At 44.5% G+C, this 18,339-nt stretch carries 18 protein-coding genes; 12 read left to right on the forward strand and 6 right to left on the reverse strand.

The window, feature by feature from the left end; genetic code table 11:
- Nucleotides 1-7: 7 nt before the first annotated feature.
- The 7 genes from leuC to ilvA all read left to right on the forward strand — a co-directional run bounded on the left by leuC (nucleotide 8) and on the right by ilvA (nucleotide 7,300).
- Nucleotides 8-1,423 carry a 3-isopropylmalate dehydratase large subunit gene (leuC, locus tag IDJ76_RS05220; RefSeq protein WP_191161493.1) on the forward strand — a complete coding sequence of 472 codons (1,416 nt, stop codon included), beginning with the start codon at nucleotides 8-10 and terminating at the stop codon, nucleotides 1,421-1,423.
- A complete protein-coding gene (gene leuD, locus IDJ76_RS05225) occupies nucleotides 1,423-2,010 on the forward strand; it encodes a 3-isopropylmalate dehydratase small subunit (RefSeq protein WP_191161495.1) in 588 nt (195 codons plus the stop codon). The genes leuC and leuD overlap by 1 nt, the downstream gene beginning before the upstream one ends.
- 70 nt (nucleotides 2,011-2,080) lie before the next feature.
- Nucleotides 2,081-2,875: a methyltransferase domain-containing protein gene (locus IDJ76_RS05230; protein WP_191161497.1), complete on the forward strand. Its 795-nt coding sequence runs from the start codon at nucleotides 2,081-2,083 to the stop codon at nucleotides 2,873-2,875.
- A gap of 12 nt (nucleotides 2,876-2,887) precedes the next feature.
- A complete protein-coding gene (leuB, locus tag IDJ76_RS05235) occupies nucleotides 2,888-3,961 on the forward strand; it encodes a 3-isopropylmalate dehydrogenase (RefSeq protein WP_191162358.1) in 1,074 nt (357 codons plus the stop codon).
- A 60-nt stretch (nucleotides 3,962-4,021) separates the two neighbouring features.
- The gene (locus tag IDJ76_RS05240) at nucleotides 4,022-4,777 is read left to right on the forward strand and encodes a class I SAM-dependent methyltransferase (RefSeq protein WP_191161500.1); all 756 of its coding nucleotides are present in this window, start codon (nucleotides 4,022-4,024) and stop codon (nucleotides 4,775-4,777) included.
- A gap of 102 nt (nucleotides 4,778-4,879) precedes the next feature.
- A complete protein-coding gene (locus IDJ76_RS05245) occupies nucleotides 4,880-6,046 on the forward strand; it encodes a 2-isopropylmalate synthase (RefSeq protein WP_191161502.1) in 1,167 nt (388 codons plus the stop codon).
- Nucleotides 6,047-6,049: 3 nt separating this feature from the next.
- Nucleotides 6,050-7,300: a threonine ammonia-lyase IlvA gene (gene ilvA / locus IDJ76_RS05250; RefSeq protein ID WP_191161504.1), complete on the forward strand. Its 1,251-nt coding sequence runs from the start codon at nucleotides 6,050-6,052 to the stop codon at nucleotides 7,298-7,300.
- A gap of 167 nt (nucleotides 7,301-7,467) precedes the next feature.
- Here the strand turns inward: ilvA and IDJ76_RS05255 are convergent, their stop codons facing one another.
- Nucleotides 7,468-8,949, reverse strand: coding sequence for a phytoene desaturase family protein (locus IDJ76_RS05255; protein ID WP_191161506.1), 1,482 nt, complete (start codon nucleotides 8,947-8,949; stop codon nucleotides 7,468-7,470).
- Between the two features lie 24 nt (nucleotides 8,950-8,973).
- On the opposite strand from IDJ76_RS05255, the gene IDJ76_RS05260 reads away from it, so the two are divergent.
- Genes IDJ76_RS05260 through IDJ76_RS05275 form a run of 4 tightly spaced genes read left to right on the forward strand, consistent with a single transcriptional unit; the run spans nucleotide 8,974 to nucleotide 11,366 of the window.
- A complete protein-coding gene (locus IDJ76_RS05260; protein WP_224746210.1) occupies nucleotides 8,974-9,867 on the forward strand; it encodes a phytoene/squalene synthase family protein in 894 nt (297 codons plus the stop codon).
- A gap of 46 nt (nucleotides 9,868-9,913) precedes the next feature.
- On the forward strand, nucleotides 9,914-10,450 hold the full coding sequence (locus IDJ76_RS05265) for a hypothetical protein (protein ID WP_191161507.1): 537 nt from the start codon (nucleotides 9,914-9,916) through the stop codon (nucleotides 10,448-10,450).
- Nucleotides 10,450-11,133, forward strand: coding sequence for a lycopene cyclase domain-containing protein (locus tag IDJ76_RS05270; protein WP_191161509.1), 684 nt, complete (start codon nucleotides 10,450-10,452; stop codon nucleotides 11,131-11,133). Before IDJ76_RS05265 ends, IDJ76_RS05270 begins: the two co-directional genes overlap by 1 nt.
- Nucleotides 11,130-11,366, forward strand: a complete 237-nt coding sequence (locus IDJ76_RS05275; RefSeq protein ID WP_191161511.1) for a cytochrome b5 domain-containing protein — start codon at nucleotides 11,130-11,132, stop codon at nucleotides 11,364-11,366. The genes IDJ76_RS05270 and IDJ76_RS05275 overlap by 4 nt, the downstream gene beginning before the upstream one ends.
- Before the next feature lie 174 nt (nucleotides 11,367-11,540).
- Here the strand turns inward: IDJ76_RS05275 and IDJ76_RS05280 are convergent, their stop codons facing one another.
- The 5 genes from IDJ76_RS05280 to IDJ76_RS05300 all read right to left on the reverse strand — a co-directional run bounded on the left by IDJ76_RS05280 (nucleotide 11,541) and on the right by IDJ76_RS05300 (nucleotide 16,222).
- Nucleotides 11,541-12,077, reverse strand: a complete 537-nt coding sequence (locus tag IDJ76_RS05280; RefSeq protein ID WP_191161513.1) for an RNA polymerase sigma factor — start codon at nucleotides 12,075-12,077, stop codon at nucleotides 11,541-11,543.
- 269 nt (nucleotides 12,078-12,346) lie between these two features.
- Nucleotides 12,347-13,495: a UDP-N-acetylmuramate dehydrogenase gene (gene murB / locus IDJ76_RS05285; RefSeq protein WP_317173945.1), complete on the reverse strand. Its 1,149-nt coding sequence runs from the start codon at nucleotides 13,493-13,495 to the stop codon at nucleotides 12,347-12,349.
- A 28-nt stretch (nucleotides 13,496-13,523) separates the two neighbouring features.
- Nucleotides 13,524-13,961 carry a sterol desaturase family protein gene (locus IDJ76_RS05290; protein WP_191161517.1) on the reverse strand — a complete coding sequence of 146 codons (438 nt, stop codon included), beginning with the start codon at nucleotides 13,959-13,961 and terminating at the stop codon, nucleotides 13,524-13,526.
- A 128-nt stretch (nucleotides 13,962-14,089) separates the two neighbouring features.
- Nucleotides 14,090-15,493: a dihydrolipoyl dehydrogenase gene (gene lpdA, locus IDJ76_RS05295; protein WP_191161519.1), complete on the reverse strand. Its 1,404-nt coding sequence runs from the start codon at nucleotides 15,491-15,493 to the stop codon at nucleotides 14,090-14,092.
- Nucleotides 15,494-15,754: 261 nt separating this feature from the next.
- Complete coding sequence (locus IDJ76_RS05300) at nucleotides 15,755-16,222, reverse strand: hypothetical protein (RefSeq protein WP_191161521.1); 468 nt, start codon at nucleotides 16,220-16,222, stop codon at nucleotides 15,755-15,757.
- 183 nt (nucleotides 16,223-16,405) lie between these two features.
- Between IDJ76_RS05300 and IDJ76_RS05305 the strand changes: the two genes are divergently transcribed.
- The gene (locus IDJ76_RS05305) at nucleotides 16,406-18,271 is read left to right on the forward strand and encodes a CocE/NonD family hydrolase (RefSeq protein ID WP_191161523.1); all 1,866 of its coding nucleotides are present in this window, start codon (nucleotides 16,406-16,408) and stop codon (nucleotides 18,269-18,271) included.
- Nucleotides 18,272-18,339: the final 68 nt, after the last annotated feature.

Below are 18,339 nucleotides of genomic sequence, written 5' to 3' on the forward strand. Positions count from 1 at the left end.
TACTAAAATGGGACAAACATTATTCGACAAGATCTGGGATGCACACGTCGTCAGTAGCAACGAGGGCTTTCCTGATATTTTATACATCGATACGCATTTTATACACGAGGTAACCAGTCCGCAGGCTTTTGATGGTTTACGCACCAGAGGTTTACCTGTTTTCCGGCCAAAACAAACCGTTGCCACGGCCGATCATAACGTCCCAACCTGGGACCAGCACCTCCCCATTAAAGAAGAACTTTCCCGTTACCAGGTTGATATGCTCACCAAAAACTGTGCAGAGTTTGGTATCGAGCTTTACGGTTTGGGGCACCCTTTCCAGGGTATCGTACACGTTATAGGCCCTGAATTAGGCATTACCCGCCCGGGCGGCACTTACGTTTGCGGCGATAGTCATACCTCCACACACGGCGCCTTTGGTGCCATAGCATTTGGTATCGGTACTTCGCAGGTAGAGCAGGTTATGGCAACCCAGTGTTTATTGCAATCGCGCCCAAAAAGGATGAAGATTGAAGTGAACGGCAAACTGCAAAATGGCGTTGGAGCCAAAGATATCATTCTATATATCATCGCGCAGATCTCGGCTGCCGGCGGTACGGGTTATGCAGTGGAATATGCCGGCGATACCATCCGTAGTTTAAGTATGGAAGGCCGCATGACCATCTGTAATATGAGCATTGAAATGGGTGCACGTTGCGGATTGATCGCTCCGGATGAAACAACCATCAATTATGTAAAAGGTCGCGAATTTGCACCTAAAGGCGAAGACTGGGATAAGGCAGTAGCTTACTGGCAAACGCTGTACTCTGACGACGATGCAGATTTTGACAGTGTACTAAGCTTTAAAGCCGAAGATATTGAGCCAATGATCACCTACGGAACCAATCCGGGGATGGGCATTGGTGTTACACAACACGTACCCGAAACAGCTTCTTTTGAGCAGAAAGAACAGGGCTCGTACAAAAAAGCCCTTGATTATATGGGCCTGCATGACGACGAACAATTATTAGGCAAACCTATCGATTACGTTTTCATCGGCAGTTGTACCAACAGCCGCATAGAAGACCTGCGCCAGGTGGCCGAGTTTGTAAAAGGCAAGCACAAGGCAGATAATGTTACGGTATGGATTGTACCCGGCTCTAAACAGGTGCAGGAACAAGCCATCCGTGAGGGATTGGACAAGGTATTCGACGCGGCAGGTTTCCCTTTACGCGAACCTGGCTGCAGTGCGTGCCTGGGCATGAACGAGGATAAGATCCCGGCGGGAAAATACTGTGTATCCACCTCAAACCGAAACTTTGAAGGCCGGCAAGGGCCGAACTCGCGTACTTTCCTGGCCAGTCCGTTAACTGCCGCAGCAAGTGCTATTACGGGTAAGGTGACGGATATAAGAGAATTTTTGAAAGAGGAGGAATTGGTATAATGAGTACTAAAATATTTAAACACATCCAAACCAGCGCAGTACCCCTGCCTATCGAAAACATCGATACAGACCAGATCATCCCCGCAAGGTTTTTAAAGGCCACTACCCGCGAAGGCTTTGGCAATAACTTGTTTCGCGACTGGCGTTTTGATAACAACGGAAATCCAAAACAGGATTTTGTACTGAACGAACCTATTTACAGCGGCAAAGTACTGGTTGCAGGCAAAAACTTTGGCTGTGGCAGTAGCCGCGAGCATGCAGCGTGGGCCCTGGCCGATTATGGCTTTGATGCCGTAGTAAGCAGCTTTTTTGCCGACATCTTTAAAGGCAATGCGCTTAACAACGGTTTGCTACCGGTACAGGTGAGCGATGACTTTCTGAAAAAGATCTTCGATGCCATATACGCCGATCCGCATGCGGTAATTGAGATTGACCTCGTAGACCAGTTCATTAAAATTGTAGCGTCCGGTGAACAAGAAAGCTTTGAGGTTAACCCTTATAAAAAGGCGTGCATGACCAACGGTTATGACGATATAGACTACATTCTGAGCAAGAAGGAATTAGTTGTTGAATTTGAAAATAGATAAAGAGTGTTGAATAGAATTGGTAAGTAGTTAATTTCAGCTATCCCCAATGAACTATTGAACAAATGAACTGATGAACCAACAAAAAGAGATAAAACGCGAAGGTAAAGGCACTGCAAAGTTATTTGACGAACGCAGCCTTACGGCCGACTATGCAACGTTAGCTCCCCTGCTACAACAGGGCTGGGCGGTGTTGGATGTGGGCTGTGGTACCGGCGCAATCTCTAAAGATATTGCCAACCGAGTTGGCCCTGCAGGTCATGTTACCGGAATCGATAATACGGCATACTTTATAGAAAGTGGCAGGGAAACCTACGCTGATGTAATTAACCTTGAACTAATCCATGCCGATCTGTTCAGTTTTGAACCGAAGAAAAAGTTTGACCTAATTGTTTCAGCACGAACGTTGCAATGGTTGAGCAATCCGCAGGAGGCGATATTAAAATTGAAATCGATGCTGAAGCCGGGTGGGACCTTGTCGATCCTGGATTATAACCACGAGGTATTGGAATGGCAGCCACAACCGCCGGCAAGTATGCTCAAATTTTACGCAACCTTTTTAAGATGGCGCGGTGATGCGGGCATGAATAACCACATAGCTGATGATCTGCCCGGATATTTTGAAGATGCCGGGTTGAATAGTGTAGAGATTTTAGGGGCTAATGAGGTTTATAAAAAAGGCGAACCGAACTTTGAACGTAAGGTCGGCATCTGGTCGTCTGTTGCGCAGATGACACAAATGGTTGACGAGGGCTATATCAGCGACCAAGACAGACTACAGGCCATATCCGATTATGACGAATGGATAAAAAGCGACGCGCAGCTCATGGTAATGCACCTGAAAGAAGTGCGCGGCACTAACGAATAATATAACATGGGAATTAAAAAACACATATTAGTAATACCCGGCGATGGCATCGGCCCAGAAGTAACCACCTGGGGAAAGGCCGTATTAGAAAAGATAGCCGAGCAATTTGGTCATCAGTTCACGTATGATAAAGGCCTGATGGGCCACGTAGCCATAGAAGCAACCGGCGAGCCCTTGCCCGAAGAAACATTAGACAAAGCGAAAAATAGCGACGCTATACTTTTTGGTGCGGTTGGCCATGCTAAATATGATAACGACCCATCGGCAAGGGTGCGCCCGGAGCAGGGATTGTTAAAGATCCGTAAAGAATTAGGATTATATGCTAACCTGCGCCCTATCATGCTTTTTGACGAATTGTTGGATGCATCAAGCTTGAAGCCGGAAATCTTGAAAGGTACAGATATCCTCTTTTTCCGTGAACTCACCGGCGATGTTTACTTCGGCGAGAAGAAACGCAGCGAAGACCGACGTACCGCTTCTGACCTGATGATCTACCATCGTTATGAGATTGAGCGGATCGCCCTGAAGGCATTTGAAGCGGCCCGCGTACGTAGTAAAAGGTTATGCTCGGTAGACAAGGCCAACGTGCTCGAATCATCGCGCCTGTGGCGCGAGGTAGTGCAGGATATGGCTAAAGAATACCCGGATGTAGATACCGAACACATGTTTATCGATAATGCCGCCATGCAACTGGTTAAAAACCCTAAAAAGTTTGATGTAGTGCTAACCGCTAATCTCTTTGGTGATATCCTGACAGATGAGGCATCGCAAATTGCTGGCTCTATGGGGATGCTGGCGTCGGCATCCATTGGTGATGGTACCGGATTTTTTGAGCCTATCCATGGCTCGGCGCATGATATTGCCGGGCAGGACAAGGCTAATCCGCTGGCGTCTATTCTCTCGGTTGCCTTAATGTTGGAAATTAGCTTTGGGTTGACAGATGAGGCTAGAAAGATAACATCGGCCATTGATAAAACTTTAAAAGATGGTTACCGCACCGGCGATATTGCTGATACCAAAACCGATCCGGCGAAGATTTTAGGCACCAAGGCCATGGGGCAAAAGGTACTGGAATTTTTAAGTTAAAATTAAAAAGTCAAAAGTCAAAAAAAGACTTAATGACTAATGACACAATAACCCTAACAGATGAAATGGAACGCTGAATTATATGACGACAAACATTCCTTCGTATTTCAATACGGTGAGAATGTGCTGGAATTGCTGGATGTAAAATTAGGCGAGCACATCCTTGATCTGGGTTGCGGTACAGGCCATTTAACCAGCGAGATCCAAAAACAGGGTGGCATAGTTACGGGGATAGATGCGTCTGCAGAGATGATCAAAAAAGCCCGCGACACTTTTCATAACGTTGATTATTTTGTTGCCGACGGAACGGATTTCCATTTTGATGATCCTTTCGACGCCATATTTTCAAACGCAACCTTGCATTGGATAAAGGATGCCGATGCGATGATGAAATGCGTACACGATGCACTTAAACCCGGCGGCCGCTTTGTTGCCGAAATGGGAGGCAAAGGCAATGTACAACAAACGGTAGCGGCCACCAAACAGGTATTGGCAAAATATGGCTATGATAAGGTAGACGAGAATAACCCCTGGTATTTACCTTCACCGGGTGAATATGCTACAAAGTTGGAAGCGCAAGGCTTCCGGGTGACTTATATGGCGCACTTTGACCGCAAAACGCTATTGCAGGATGGCCGCCAAGGCGTAGCCAAATGGCTGACGATGTTTGGGCCGTCTTTTTTTTCAGAGGTACCGGAAAGTGAATTACCGCAAATATTAAATGAAATAACCGACCTGCTGGAGCCCGCCTACAATGATAATGGGCTATGGTATTCGGACTATGTACGATTAAGATTTATAGCTGTAAAAGAGTAGTAGCAAGTTGTAAGTAGTACGTTTTACGCACAACTAATAAATATTAAAGCAAAATACGTATCACCTAAAACGTATTACGCAAAACAAATAAATAAAAAGATTATGTTACACGACCCAAACCGCGTTTACGTTTTTGACACCACACTTCGCGATGGCGAGCAGGTGCCGGGCTGCCAGTTAACCACCCCCGAAAAGATCGAGATAGCCCGCGAACTGGAAATACTGGGTGTAGACGTGATAGAAGCAGGTTTCCCGGTATCGAGCCCGGGCGATTTCATGAGCGTTGTCGAGATCTCTAAGGCTGTAACAGCGCCTATAGTATGCGCACTTACGCGCGCCAACAAAATGGATATAGATGTAGCGGTAGAATCATTGAAATATGCTAAACGCCCGCGAATCCATACGGGTATCGGCGCGTCAGACATGCACATCAAGCACAAATTCAACAGTACCCGTGAAGAGATCTTGGAGCGTGCGGTTGAAGCAGTAAAATACGCCAAAAAATCTGTGGAGGATATCGAGTTTTATGCAGAAGATGCCGGCCGTGCCGATGTAGAATATTTAGCGCAGATGGTTGAAGCTGTTATTGCTGCAGGTGCAACGGTGGTAAACATACCCGATACCAACGGATATTGCCTGCCTGACCAATACGGCGCCAAGATCAAATTCCTGAAGGATAACGTGAAAAACATCGACCAGGCCATTATATCAGTACATTGCCACAACGACCTGGGTTTAGCTACCGCTAACTCCATAGCCGGTTTACAAAACGGTGCCCGACAAATTGAAGGCACTATAAACGGCATAGGCGAACGCGCTGGAAATACCTCTATCGAGGAGGTAGTAATGGTGTTAAAAACGCACCAGGTGCTTGGTCTCTATACAAATGTTAACAGCAAAAATTTCTTTGAGATGAGCCGCATGGTAAGCACACAGATGCGCATGCCGGTACAGCCAAATAAAGCTATTGTGGGCAGCAACGCCTTTGCACACAGCTCGGGAATTCACCAGGACGGCTTTTTGAAGAACCGCGAGAATTACGAGATCATTCGACCGGAAGATGTTGGCTTCCCGAGTGCAAGTATCGTTTTGACCGCACGTAGTGGCCGCCACGCGCTTAAATTCCATTTGGAAAGGCTCGGTTATAAACTGGATAAAGACGAACTTTACGAGACTTACAAAAACTTTTTAACCCTGGCTGATGCCAAACTGGACATCAATGATGACGACTTGCAGAAATTAATGTCGCACAGGTTGGTAAAGAATTAAGTAATGGATACAGTAACGGATAACCATTTGGATTTTGAAGCAGCCTATGCCCGCTTAAAGGATGTAGTAAAACACACCCCGCTGGAGTATAACCGCGGCCTGTCTGAAAAATACGAATGCGAGATATATTTAAAACGCGAGGACCTGCAGATCGTTCGCTCTTATAAGTTAAGGGGAGCTTACAACATGATCAGCCGCTTGACAGATGAACAGATGAGCCGTGGTGTGGTTTGCGCCAGCGCGGGTAACCATGCGCAGGGTGTTGCCTTTTCCTGCAAAAAACTGGGTACAAAGGGCGTTATTTTTATGCCTGAAATCACCCCGAAACAAAAGGTAAAGCAAACAGAAATGTTTGGTGCCGGCAATGTTGAGCTGGTTTTAACCGGCGACACTTTTGACGATTGCCTTCGCGAGGCGTTGATCTATACTGAGGCCAACGGCATGACTTTTATACCCCCTTTCGATAACGAACAAATTATTGAAGGCCAGGGTACTGTTGGCGTAGAGATACTGGATGACCTGTTAGATGTTGAGGTAGTAATTATGCCGGTTGGTGGTGGCGGCTTGGCCGCAGGTGCGGGTACTTACCTTAAACAAAATAAACCAGGCATCATATTAATAGGCGTTGAACCGGATGGCGCACCATCTATGATGACTGCTTTAAAAGATGGCAGCCCCGTTACTTTAGGCACCATAGACCGCTTTGTAGACGGTGCTGCTGTAAAGCGTGTTGGCGAGAAAACCTTTTTGCTTTGTAAAGAAGTCCTTGACGATATGCTTACCGTACCAGAAGGTAAAGTTTGCACTACTATTTTAAAATTATACAACGAGGATGCCATTGTAGTTGAACCGGCAGGCGCCTTATCGGTTACTGCATTGGATGCCTTAAAAGATCAGATAAAGGGGAAGAAAGTAGTTTGTGTGATTAGCGGCGGCAATAATGATATTGACCGGATGCAGGAGATCAAAGAAAAATCGCTACTTTATGAGGGACTGAAACACTACTTTATTGTCCGTTTCCCGCAACGCCCCGGTGCTTTGAAATTATTTGTAAACAGTGTACTTTCTCCGGGTGACGACATTACCCGTTTCGAGTTCATCAAAAAGAACTCGAAAGAAAATGGCCCTGCACTGGTGGGTATAGAATTGAAGTACGCCGAAGATTACCCGGCCCTTTTACACCGAATGGAAGAACACCGCTTTGAAGTAATTGAGTTAAACCGGGACCAGACTTTGTTTGAATATTTAGTGTGATCAGTAAATGTCATTGCGAGAAGCGCAGCGACGTGGCAATCTTAGCATATTCGCTTGTCCAATGAGATTGCCGCGCTATCGCTCGCAATGACACTGTTTTTATTTTATTTCAGTCACTCGGCCAGAGCCGGGCGATTGAAATAAAATCAGCATGACATGATTGTATATTATGCTCCCAAAATTTTCATCGCCTCCAATGCAGCAATTTGCCCTGATATCAAAGCAGGCGGCACACCCGGCCCAGGAACGGTTAACTGACCTGTATACAGCATATTTTTAACATGTTTTGCCCGCATGCTGGGTTTAAAGAATGCGGTTTGAGCCAGCGTATTTGCCAAACCATAAGCATTGCCCTTAAAGGAATGATAATCGTCCTTAAAGTCCTTTAACGCATAGCTGCGCTTCAGTACGATATGAGCTCTAAGACTTTGCCCGGTAATGTGTTCAAATCTATTGATCATCATATCAAAATACTTTTCGCGGGTGGCCTCGTCATCTTCCAGTCCGGGAGCTATTGGCATCAGGAAGAAGATATTTTCTCCTCCTTCGGGCGCAGCGCCCGGGTCTGTTTTAGAGGTACAGCAAACATAAAAAAGCGGTTTGCTGGGCCATTTGGGGTCTTTGTAGATTTCTTTGGCATGCAGCTCAAAATCCTCATCAAAAAATAAATTATGATGCTGGATGCCCTCGATCTTTTTATCAGTACCAATATAAAACAACAAACTTGATGGCGACATGGTGCGGCTGTCCCAGTATTTTTCGGTGTAGTTCCTGTCCGGTTTATTTAAAAGCGACTGGTCTACATGTTCATAATCTGCCCCGGCAATCACAAAATCGGCAGTAAAGTCACCCTGCGTAGTTTTTATTAAACTTACCAGCTTGTTTGCCACATCAATTTTAGTGACTTCCGTACTCAACCTGATTTCTACACCATAACTTTCGGCAATGCTTACCATAGCCTTTACAATTTCATTCATTCCGCCTATGGGGTACCAGGTACCTAATGACAGGTCGGCATAATTCATCATACTGTACATAGCGGGAGTATCTTTAGGCGTAGCACCTAAAAACAACACCGGGAACTCCAGCAGTTTAATCAGTTTAGGATCTTTAAAGTATTTGCGCACGTGGCTGCTCATGCTGGTAAGCAGCTGCATACTCAAACTTTTTTTGACGAGGTTAAAGTCGATAAACTCGGTGATATTGTGCGAAGGGCGGAACACATACTCCCCCATCCCTACCTTATACTTGTAAGCTGCCTGGTCTAAAAACTTTCTTAACCCCACGCTACTATTGGGTTCAATACTATCAAACAATTGCTCTAACGCGCCCATATCGGCCGGGACATCCAGCACATCATCCTTGCCATAATAAACGCGGTACCCGGGGTCGAGCCGCTTTAAATCGTAAAAATCAGCCGGTTTTTTTCCGAATAATGCAAAGAAATTCTCAAATACATCGGGCATCCAGTACCAGCTTGGGCCCATATCAAACTTAAAACCGTCCAGCTCCCAAACCCGGGCGCGGCCGCCTGCCTGGTCGTTTTTTTCTAAAACGGTAACTTTGTACCCTTCCTTAGCCAGCACACATGCCGAAGCTAAACCTGAAAAACCCGATCCGATTACTATAACATGCTTCTTTGCATCCATCAGCAGCCAAATTAAGCAAATGTTATGGCCAATGTAAAAAACAATACCACATTCTTTTGTATTTTTACCGTAACTGACCCGCCAATGAATTTGTTTGATAAAACGTGTTTTGAATGCAGTAAACTGATCACAAAGCAGTATAGTACGTCGTTCAGTAATGGTATCAACGCTTTTGAAAAGCGCTTCAGATACCCGGTTTATGCCATATATGGCTTTGTACGCTATGCTGATGAAATTGTAGACACTTTTTATGACCATGATCAGCGCCTTTTAATAGATGAGTTTCGGGAAGAAACCTTTAAGGCAATTGAAAGGGGCATTAGTACTAACCCTGTGTTGCAATCGTTTCAGCAGGTAGTAAACCAATACGGGATAGAAAAACAACTGATAGAAGCGTTCCTGAATTCCATGAAAATGGATCTGGATAAAACCGCATACGACGATGAAGGCTATAAAACTTATATTTATGGCTCTGCAGAGGTGGTTGGTTTGATGTGCTTGCGTGTATTTGTAGAGAACAATTGTGAGCTGTATGACCAACTGGTACCCAAAGCACGCAGCTTAGGTTCGGCATTCCAGAAAATAAACTTTTTAAGGGATATCAAGTCGGATTATGAAGACCGTGGGCGCACATATTTCCCCGACGTCGATTTTCAGAAATTTACCGAAGCCGATAAGGCTTTTATAGAAAAGGACATTAAACAAGATTTTGACGATGCCCTGGTCGGGATTAAGCTGCTACCAACGGGCAGCCGCCTGGGTGTGTACGTAGCTTATACTTATTACCTACAGCTATTTAAGAACATCAAGCGTACAACAGCCATTACCATTATGCAACAACGTATAAGAGTGTCTGACACGCGCAAATTGAGTTTGTATTTTAAGGCTGTGCTACATCAAAAACTTAAAGTGATTTAAACTGTAACTGCCTATGCCGATCCAATTAAGATACTATCTCGTTTCGATGTTACTGATTTTGTGGATGCCACTGGCACAAGGTCATATATTTTCTAAACACATTGATCTGTCCGAGCCCAATCTGCCTGCTATACGTAAACTACTGATCGCCGCGTTGGATAGTAAAAAAACCACCGATTCTTTGTACATCAACCTGGAAAGCATAAAGAACCGGTCGGCATTGTTAACTGGTTACATGGGCGCATTAGAAGCGTTAAAAGCGAAGCATACCTGGAACCCGTACTTCAAAATTAAATATTTGAATGATTGTGAAAAAACATTTGCAAAAGCCGTTACACGTGATCCACACAATATAGAGATCCGATTTATGAGATTCTCAATCGAACATAACGTACCAAACTTTTTGGGTTATAATAACAACCTGGTGACCGATCGTCAGGAGATCATCAGGCAGGTGGATAATCAGTACTATGCCCAGGCAGATAAATTACTGGTAAAAACCATTATCAGCTTTTTGATTGAATCTAAACGCTGCACGCTTGGGGAAATCACCGACCTTAAAAAACATTTAGCCTCCTTATAGTGAAGTACACCTATTTGCTTATCAACGTATTAACAATTTTCTTCCCGGTGGTATTATCGTTTGACAAGCGCGTAGCTTTTCATAAAAGCTGGAAATTTATCTGGCCCGGCATGGCTGTTACGGGTTTACTTTTTTTGTTTTGGGATGTTTTATTCACCGTTCACGGCGTATGGTCATTTAACGATAAGTATATCACCGGTATTAAATTCTTCGAACTACCGGTTGAGGAGATCCTGTTCTTCCTGACGGTGCCTTTTGCCTGCATCTTTATTTATGCCTGCCTAAATCACTACATAAAATGGTCTATTGGGAACGATGTAGCCCGGAGCATAGCAGGTATCATTGCCTTGGCTTGTGCATTTATATTGATGGGGCACTTTGATAAACTATACACCGCGGTCACTTTTAGCCTTCTGGGATTAGTGTTATTAGCGTTACTTTTTGTGTTGAAAGCCAATTGGTTAGCTCGGTTTTTCATGGCTTTTGTGGTATCGCTTATCCCCTTTTACATCGTTAATGGCTTGCTCACATCTATTCCGGTGGTATTATATAACAACGACCAAAATCTGGGTATCCGTGTAGGGACCATACCGTTTGAGGATCACTTTTACAGTATGGCGCTTCTACTGATGAATATCGCTTTCTTTGAATACTTTAAATCGAAAAGAACTGCTACATTATGATCGAGTTGCCCGTATATACCAAGTCACAATTAGCGCTACGAAACGGACAAGATAAACCGCAGATCTGGGTGGCTTATAAAGGCTTGATCTATGACGTTACCGATAGCCGGCTTTGGCGCAACGGTAAACACTACGAACACTGGGCCGGGCAAGACCTAACCGACGAATTAGCCGATGCACCACATACCGAAACGGTTTTTGAAAAGCTTGTAGTAATAGGCAAACTAGCCTAACCGTATGGATTAAATTGAATTTTTAACTAAAAATATCTTTCTAATTAACTTTGTTGTGATTGTATGAGCCTGTCAGATACAAAAATATGTTGTCTGATAAAAATCGGCTAAAACGACAAAGCCCACGTTTTCTAAGGTGGGCTTTGTCTATATGTATTTGAGTTTAATTATCTCTTACATTTCGGCGTAAACCGGTTTTGCAACACCATTATCATAAGCTTTCAAACCTTTTTTAAGTAATTTGCGCGCTACATGAATGCGGGTTTTAACAGTACCGATAGGGATAGTTAAATGATCTGCAATCTCATGATATTTATGGCCTTCAAAATACATAGTGAAAGGTACATAATAATCAGACGGTAAGCGATCTAACGCACGTTTAATATCGTCCATTACAAATTTAGCCTCGCCTTGGTTTTTAGTTGAACTGAAGACCAAGTTTGGGGACGATATCTCGTCGCTTTTTGTAACAAATGTGCTCATTTTAACAAAACGGCGGTAGTTGTTAATGAAGGTGTTCTTCATAATCGTATACAACCATCCTTTTAAGTTGGTGCCCTCTTTAAACTTATTATAATAAGTAATGGCTTTCAACATTGTGTCCTGAACAAGGTCGTTTGCATCATCTGCGTCATGTGTAAAGTGCAAGGCATAAGACCTTAGTGAACTTGCTTGACGTAATACCAGGGTGTTAAACTCAATCTTTGTCATTCTGTTAATGTTTTGTATTGAGTATTATTCAAACATAGTACCAACTTATTTTGTATACACCCATAACTATAACTGACCTAAACAGTGCCTAGTGCACTTTGTGTAGCATGGCAATTTGTCAAATTATTGTAAAACGCTGTAAATCAATATGCTATAAACAAACAAAAATAATTTACCAGGCACAGGTACTTATAGGTAACTTAACCTTAATAATTCCTTTAACTTGTTGGAGATGAATATTTAATGAAATTTTCTTTGAGGTAAAAATATTAACTAATAATATTCACCTCGCGTTGTAATTTAACGCCAAATTTAGTGTACACACTGTCTATGATTTGCGACGAAAGACTGTACACTTCTGCACCCGTTGCCCCGCCGTGGTTAACCAATACCAATGCCTGGTTCTTCCATGTGCCGGTATTTCCTACAGTTTTTCCCTTCCAGCCACACTGCTCTATTAGCCATCCGGCAGCTAACTTTACATAGCCCTCGCCGGCAGGATAATTAACCACATCCGGGAACTGTGCTATAACAGGCGCAAATTCTTCTGCAGTAATCACCGGGTTTTTAAAGAAACTCCCCGCGTTACCAATAGTAGATGGATCGGGCAGTTTAGAAACACGGATATGTGATACCACCTGCGATACATCCTTTATAGTAGGTTCTGTGATGCCGCGATTGGTCAGTTCCTGCTCTATCGCACCGTATTTAATGTTAATGTTAGGATTTAAGGATAAGCGGAACTTTACCGATACGATAATATACTGCCCGGCCAGTTCGGTTTTAAATACACTTTCGCGGTAGCCGAACTTGCAATCTTCTTTGGTAAATGTGCGGATGTCGCCCGTGGCGATCTCGACCGCCTGGCAACTCTCGAATACATCTTTCAGCTCAACTCCATACGCCCCAATGTTTTGAATAGGCGACGCCCCAACAGATCCGGGGATCAAACTCAGGTTTTCCATACCGGCGTAACCGCGGTCTACGCAGAAATTCACCAGGTCGTTCCAAACCTCGCCGGCACCCGCTTCTACAAAAACATCATCGTGACTGATGCGGTGTTCGATACCGCGGATATTCAGGCGGATCACCAGGCCATCAAAATCGGCCACCATCAACATATTACTGCCACCGCCTAAAACCAGACGGGGCATTTGCAGCCACTTCGGGTCGGCAAAAAGTTCGGTAACCTCATCAGCATGGCTGATCTCTGCAAAATACCGGGCATTGGCATCGATACCAAAAGTGTTGAAGTTTTTAAGCGATACGTTTTCCTGGATTTGCAGCATGATGCGAATTTCGGAATTTTTGGAGATTTGGCAACTTTTAAAGTTACGCAAGCGTTTACTCTTACCGTAGCACTTTGTTAATCCCGCTGTTTCAAGCGTCCACGTTTGAACAACCATAACTGTCAGCATCCACGCTGATGAATTTGAACTACAGAACTTACTTAAACCACTTCTTCCCCACAACCAACAGCCCAAACTCTTCCGAGGGGTTCTTTTCTGTGGTTTTGTGGTGGATCTTATGCGCCCGGCGGATAGCCATTAAATAGCGATTATCGCTTTTAAAGGCTTTGAAACGATTATGGATAAACCAGTCATGGAAAATAAAGTAGATACAGCCGTAGGTACTAATGCCGGCACCTATCCAAAAGCGATAATCTAAATTTTCATGCCCTGCCCACATCAGCCATAAGGCTAACGATGCAAAACCAATACTAAACAAGTCGTTCAGTTCGAACCAGCCATGCCGCTGCTGATGGTGCGTTTTATGGATAAACCACAGCGGTCCGTGAAATAGGAATTTATGCATGGCCCAGGAGGCCAGTTCCATGACGGCGATGGTCGCTACAATTATTCCAATATTGATTACTATCTGCATACTGTAAATGTAAAAAGCAGAATCAAATTAAATTGTTCTGCTTTTATTAAATTGTTCTGCTTTTTTATGTCCTATCAATTAGCTCACCCCCCGCCCTCTCGAAGAGGGGGATTTAAGATCCGAAATTCTTAAATATGAATAGCCCTATTCTCTGTCGCTGCTAAACATGCTTCGCGCATGGCTTCGGTATAGGTTGGGTGTGCATGGCTGGCGCGGGTTACATCCTCGGCACTGGCGCGGAACTCCATCGCAATAACAGCCTCGGCTATCATATCTGCAACACGCGGGCCTATCATGTGTACACCTAAAATTTCGTCGGTTGTAGCATCAGCCAAAACCTTCACAAAACCATCCAGATCACCGCTTGCACGAGCACGGCCGCTTGCCTTGAAAGGGAACGAGCCTGTTTTATATTTTGTACCCGCTTCTTTCAATTGCTCTTCGGTATAACCTACGGCAGCAACTTCTGGCCAGGTATAAACAACACCCGGGATCAGGTTATAATTGATGTGCGGTTTTTGTCCGGCAATACGCTCGGCAACAAAGGTACCTTCATCCTCGGCCTTGTGGGCCAGCATAGCACCTTTTACCACATCGCCAATAGCATAAACACCCTTAACGCTGGTTTCCAAATGCTCGTCAACAGAGATCTTACGTCCACGTTCTTCCACAGTGATGCCAATTTTATCTAAACCTAAACCGTCGGTATAAGCCACACGGCCAACGGCTACCATACAGTAGTCGCCTTTCAGTTCCTGTTTTTCGCCTTTAGGGTTATCAAACGTTACGGTAACCTCTTCACCTTTGGCGGTAGCGCCTGTAACCTTGTGGCCCAGGTAAAACTCCATGCCTATTTTCTTTAACACCTTTTGAAGCTCGCGGCCCAGGCCTTTATCCATCGTCGGGATAATGCCGTCCATAAATTCAATTACAGATACCTTGGCACCTAAACGCGCATAAACAGAACCCAACTCCAAACCTATAACCCCCCCACCAATCAATATAAGGTGTTTAGGGATCTCGGTCAGTTTTAAAGCTTCGGTTGATGTGATGATGCGTTTCTTGTCTATCTTCAGGAACGGCAGGCTTGCCGGTTTTGAACCCGTTGCGATAATCACCTTTTCAGTGGTCAGTTCGGTAGTTTTACCATCAGTCGTGGCAACAATGATCGTATTTTTATCTTTAAATGACCCTACACCTACGTGCACGTCAATCTTGTTCTTCTTCATCAGGTAAGTGATGCCGCTGGTATTGGCATCAACCACTTCCTGTTTGCGTTTGATCATCTGGCCAAAATCGATGCCCAGGTTATCTAATTTGATACCATGCGTGGTAAAGGTATGTGAAGCGTTATAGTAGTGTTCGCTCGAATCTAATAAAGCCTTTGAAGGAATACAGCCTACGTTAAGGCAGGTGCCACCCAGGGTGTTGTACTTTTCAATAATAGCGGTTTTCATCCCCAACTGAGCGCAGCGTATAGCAGCTACGTAACCACCCGGACCCGAACCTATAACGATAACATCATATTGCATAGTAGTAGTATTTTATGGGTGGCAAAGTTAAGGAATGTTTACAGGCTTATAAATAGGTATTTAATTAAATGTGCAGGTATTGACAGAAGTTGCAGATGTGTGGATCCGCAGATTTATGGTGTGCAGATGAAAACTACTAAACGCGCATCATTGCAAGGAGCGAAACAATCCCCGGGAGATGAGTCAGCGTCATGGTAGGATTTTCAAGGCTATTACAAGCCGGTGGATATCACTTTTCTTTTCTCAAATAGCGCAGCGTTATTACTTACAGATACTCGCCTCAAAACTGCCCTTGATGTAATTGTTTTGAAATTTGGCATCAACCGTACCGGTAACTTTATCGGCGGTGATAGAAGTAATTTCAATAACGCTATCAGACGAGAACAGGGCGCCGTCGGTAGAATTGGGGTCGTCTATCAACACATAGATGTCGTTCTCTACAAACTTGCCTACTTTTTTTGGAACGCTTAACCTTACGAGAAACTTGTTAATGTCGGCGGTGCAACCGTCAGCCTTATTCGCCGACAGGTAGATGTGAAATAAATCTTCGGGCTTGTAATTCTGATAGCTAAAATTAACGGTACGTATCACGGCACTTTGCGCGGTAAACGTCGAGTTGTAGAGCATACCGGATACGGGGGTGGCGGCAGCCGGCGGCTGCGGACTATCCTTTTTACTGCACGATAACATTAAAACCAGGATAGCTAACAAGTAGAACTTATTTTTCATTGGATGTGGATCGGGTGATTATTCAGGCATTTAACCGCCCGGATTGCAAATTGTTTAATTAAAACGTAAACAAGTCGCAACCAATCTTCCCGCCGAACGGGAGGGTTTTGTAACACTCTTAACATCGTTCGTATATTTATAATATACTTATTAAATTAGGCACGTCAATCAATCCCCACATCAATGAAAAAATTCTTCGCCTTAATTTTATTAGTAACCACCGCTTACACCGCAGCATTTGCGCAAAGCAACTATGTTACCGAGCATTTTACTAAAAAGGATGTTTACATCACCATGCGCGATGGTGTAAAGCTGTTCACTTCCATCTACACCCCTAAGGATGCCTCAAAAACAAACAAGTACCCTATTATGATGCAGCGTACCTGCTACAGCATTGCACCTTACGGCGAAACAAAATACCCTGGCAGCCTGGGCCCATCAAAATACATGATGCAGGAAGGCTACATTTTTGTTTACCAGGATGTGCGCGGCCGATACAAAAGCGAAGGCACCTGGACTAACATGACCCCGGTTATTGATAATAAAAAAAGCAAGAAAGATGTGGACGAAGGATCGGACACTTATGATACCATCGACTGGCTGGTTAAAAACGCGGTAGGCAATAATGGCCGTGTGGGCCAGTGGGGTATCAGCTATCCCGGTTTTTATACCGCGGCAGGCATCCTGTCCAATCACCCTGCTCTAAAGGCATCATCGCCGCAGGCACCTATATCCGATTTTTTCTTTGACGATTTCCATCACAACGGCGCATTGTTAGAGTCTTATTTCTTTACTTACCCGGTATTCGGCGTACAAAAAACCGATACTACCTCTAAGGCTTGGTACGGCGCACAAAACATCAAAACCGGCACCCGCGATGGTTACCAGTTTTTGTTAGATATGGGCCCGCTTAAAAATGCCGACAAATATTATAAAGACAACTTTTTTTGGCAGGAAACCATTAACCACCCCAATTACGATGAGTTTTGGCAAAAACGTGGTTTGCCTAAACACTATGGCAAAGTAAAACCTGCGGTGATGTTTGTGGGTGGATGGTATGATGCAGAGGATTTGACCGGCCCGCTGGCGCTTTACAAAACTATAGGCAAATCAGATGCTAACGCTTACAATACCATCGTGATGGGTCCTTTTGGCCACGGCCGCTGGTCGCGCGAGACAGGGCACACCATGCACAGCAACGTTTACTTCGGCGATAGCATCGCCACCTTCTACCAAACTAAAATAGAGCAAAAATTCTTTAACCATTTCCTGAAAGGTAACGGCGACAAAAATTCAGGCCTGCCTAATGCTTACATGTACAATACCGGTAAAAAGGAATGGACAACGTTTGACAAATGGCCTTCGCCTGCGGCTACGCATTTAAAAATGTACTTAAGTGCCGATGGTAAATTAGCTAACACACAGCCAACCGGCACGGGTTCAACCAGCTTTGTGAGCGATCCGCTGAAACCTGTCCCTTATACCGAAGATAATACCACTACGATGGGCTTTACCCCGCATAATTATATGAGCGAAGACCAGCGTTTTGCCGGTCGCCGTACAGATGTGCTGGTTTTCCAGACGGATGTGTTGACCGATGATGTTACCCTGGGTGGCGAGATCATGGCTAACCTAAAGGTAGCTACTACAGGTACCGATGCCGATTTCTTTGTGAAACTGATAGATGTTTACCCGCCGGATGAGCAAAATAACCCATACGTGCCTAACAAGAACATCATCCTGAGCAATTACCAGCAAATGGTACGCAGCGAAATTATGCCGGCACGTTTCCGTAATGGTTTTGAAAAAGCGGTGCCGATGGTGGCTAACCAAAAAACCGATGTTAACTTCCGTCTGCAGGATGTGCTGCATACCTTTAAAAAAGGCCACCGCATAATGGTGCAGGTGCAAAGTACCGCGTTCCCACTATTTGCGCGTAACCCGCAAAAATTTGTAGAGAACCCGTACAAAGCAGACGAAGCAGATTACATTAAAGCAACCCACACCGTATTTGCTGATAGCTTTATTGATGTGGAGGTGTTAAAATAGAAAGTTTATTTCGCGCAAAGACGCTAAGTCGCAAAGTTTTATTATTAAATCTTAGCGCCTTTGCGAGA

Source organism: Mucilaginibacter glaciei, from assembly GCF_014773245.1.
Lineage (GTDB): Bacteria > Bacteroidota > Bacteroidia > Sphingobacteriales > Sphingobacteriaceae > Mucilaginibacter > Mucilaginibacter glaciei.

Coding starts and splice junctions, on each gene's coding strand:
- leuC (WP_191161493.1), top strand. CDS start 8: ATGGGACAAACATTATTCGACAAGATCTGGGATGCACACGTCGTCAGT.
- leuD (WP_191161495.1), top strand. CDS start 1,423: ATGAGTACTAAAATATTTAAACACATCCAAACCAGCGCAGTACCCCTG.
- IDJ76_RS05230 (WP_191161497.1), top strand. CDS start 2,081: ATGAACCAACAAAAAGAGATAAAACGCGAAGGTAAAGGCACTGCAAAG.
- IDJ76_RS05240 (WP_191161500.1), top strand. CDS start 4,022: ATGAAATGGAACGCTGAATTATATGACGACAAACATTCCTTCGTATTT.
- IDJ76_RS05245 (WP_191161502.1), top strand. CDS start 4,880: ATGTTACACGACCCAAACCGCGTTTACGTTTTTGACACCACACTTCGC.
- ilvA (WP_191161504.1), top strand. CDS start 6,050: ATGGATACAGTAACGGATAACCATTTGGATTTTGAAGCAGCCTATGCC.
- IDJ76_RS05255 (WP_191161506.1), bottom strand. CDS start 8,949: ATGGATGCAAAGAAGCATGTTATAGTAATCGGATCGGGTTTTTCAGGT.
- IDJ76_RS05260 (WP_224746210.1), top strand. CDS start 8,974: ATGGCCAATGTAAAAAACAATACCACATTCTTTTGTATTTTTACCGTA.
- IDJ76_RS05265 (WP_191161507.1), top strand. CDS start 9,914: ATGTTACTGATTTTGTGGATGCCACTGGCACAAGGTCATATATTTTCT.
- IDJ76_RS05275 (WP_191161511.1), top strand. CDS start 11,130: ATGATCGAGTTGCCCGTATATACCAAGTCACAATTAGCGCTACGAAAC.
- IDJ76_RS05280 (WP_191161513.1), bottom strand. CDS start 12,077: ATGACAAAGATTGAGTTTAACACCCTGGTATTACGTCAAGCAAGTTCA.
- murB (WP_317173945.1), bottom strand. CDS start 13,495: ATGCTGACAGTTATGGTTGTTCAAACGTGGACGCTTGAAACAGCGGGA.
- IDJ76_RS05290 (WP_191161517.1), bottom strand. CDS start 13,961: ATGCAGATAGTAATCAATATTGGAATAATTGTAGCGACCATCGCCGTC.
- lpdA (WP_191161519.1), bottom strand. CDS start 15,493: ATGCAATATGATGTTATCGTTATAGGTTCGGGTCCGGGTGGTTACGTA.
- IDJ76_RS05300 (WP_191161521.1), bottom strand. CDS start 16,222: ATGAAAAATAAGTTCTACTTGTTAGCTATCCTGGTTTTAATGTTATCG.
- IDJ76_RS05305 (WP_191161523.1), top strand. CDS start 16,406: ATGAAAAAATTCTTCGCCTTAATTTTATTAGTAACCACCGCTTACACC.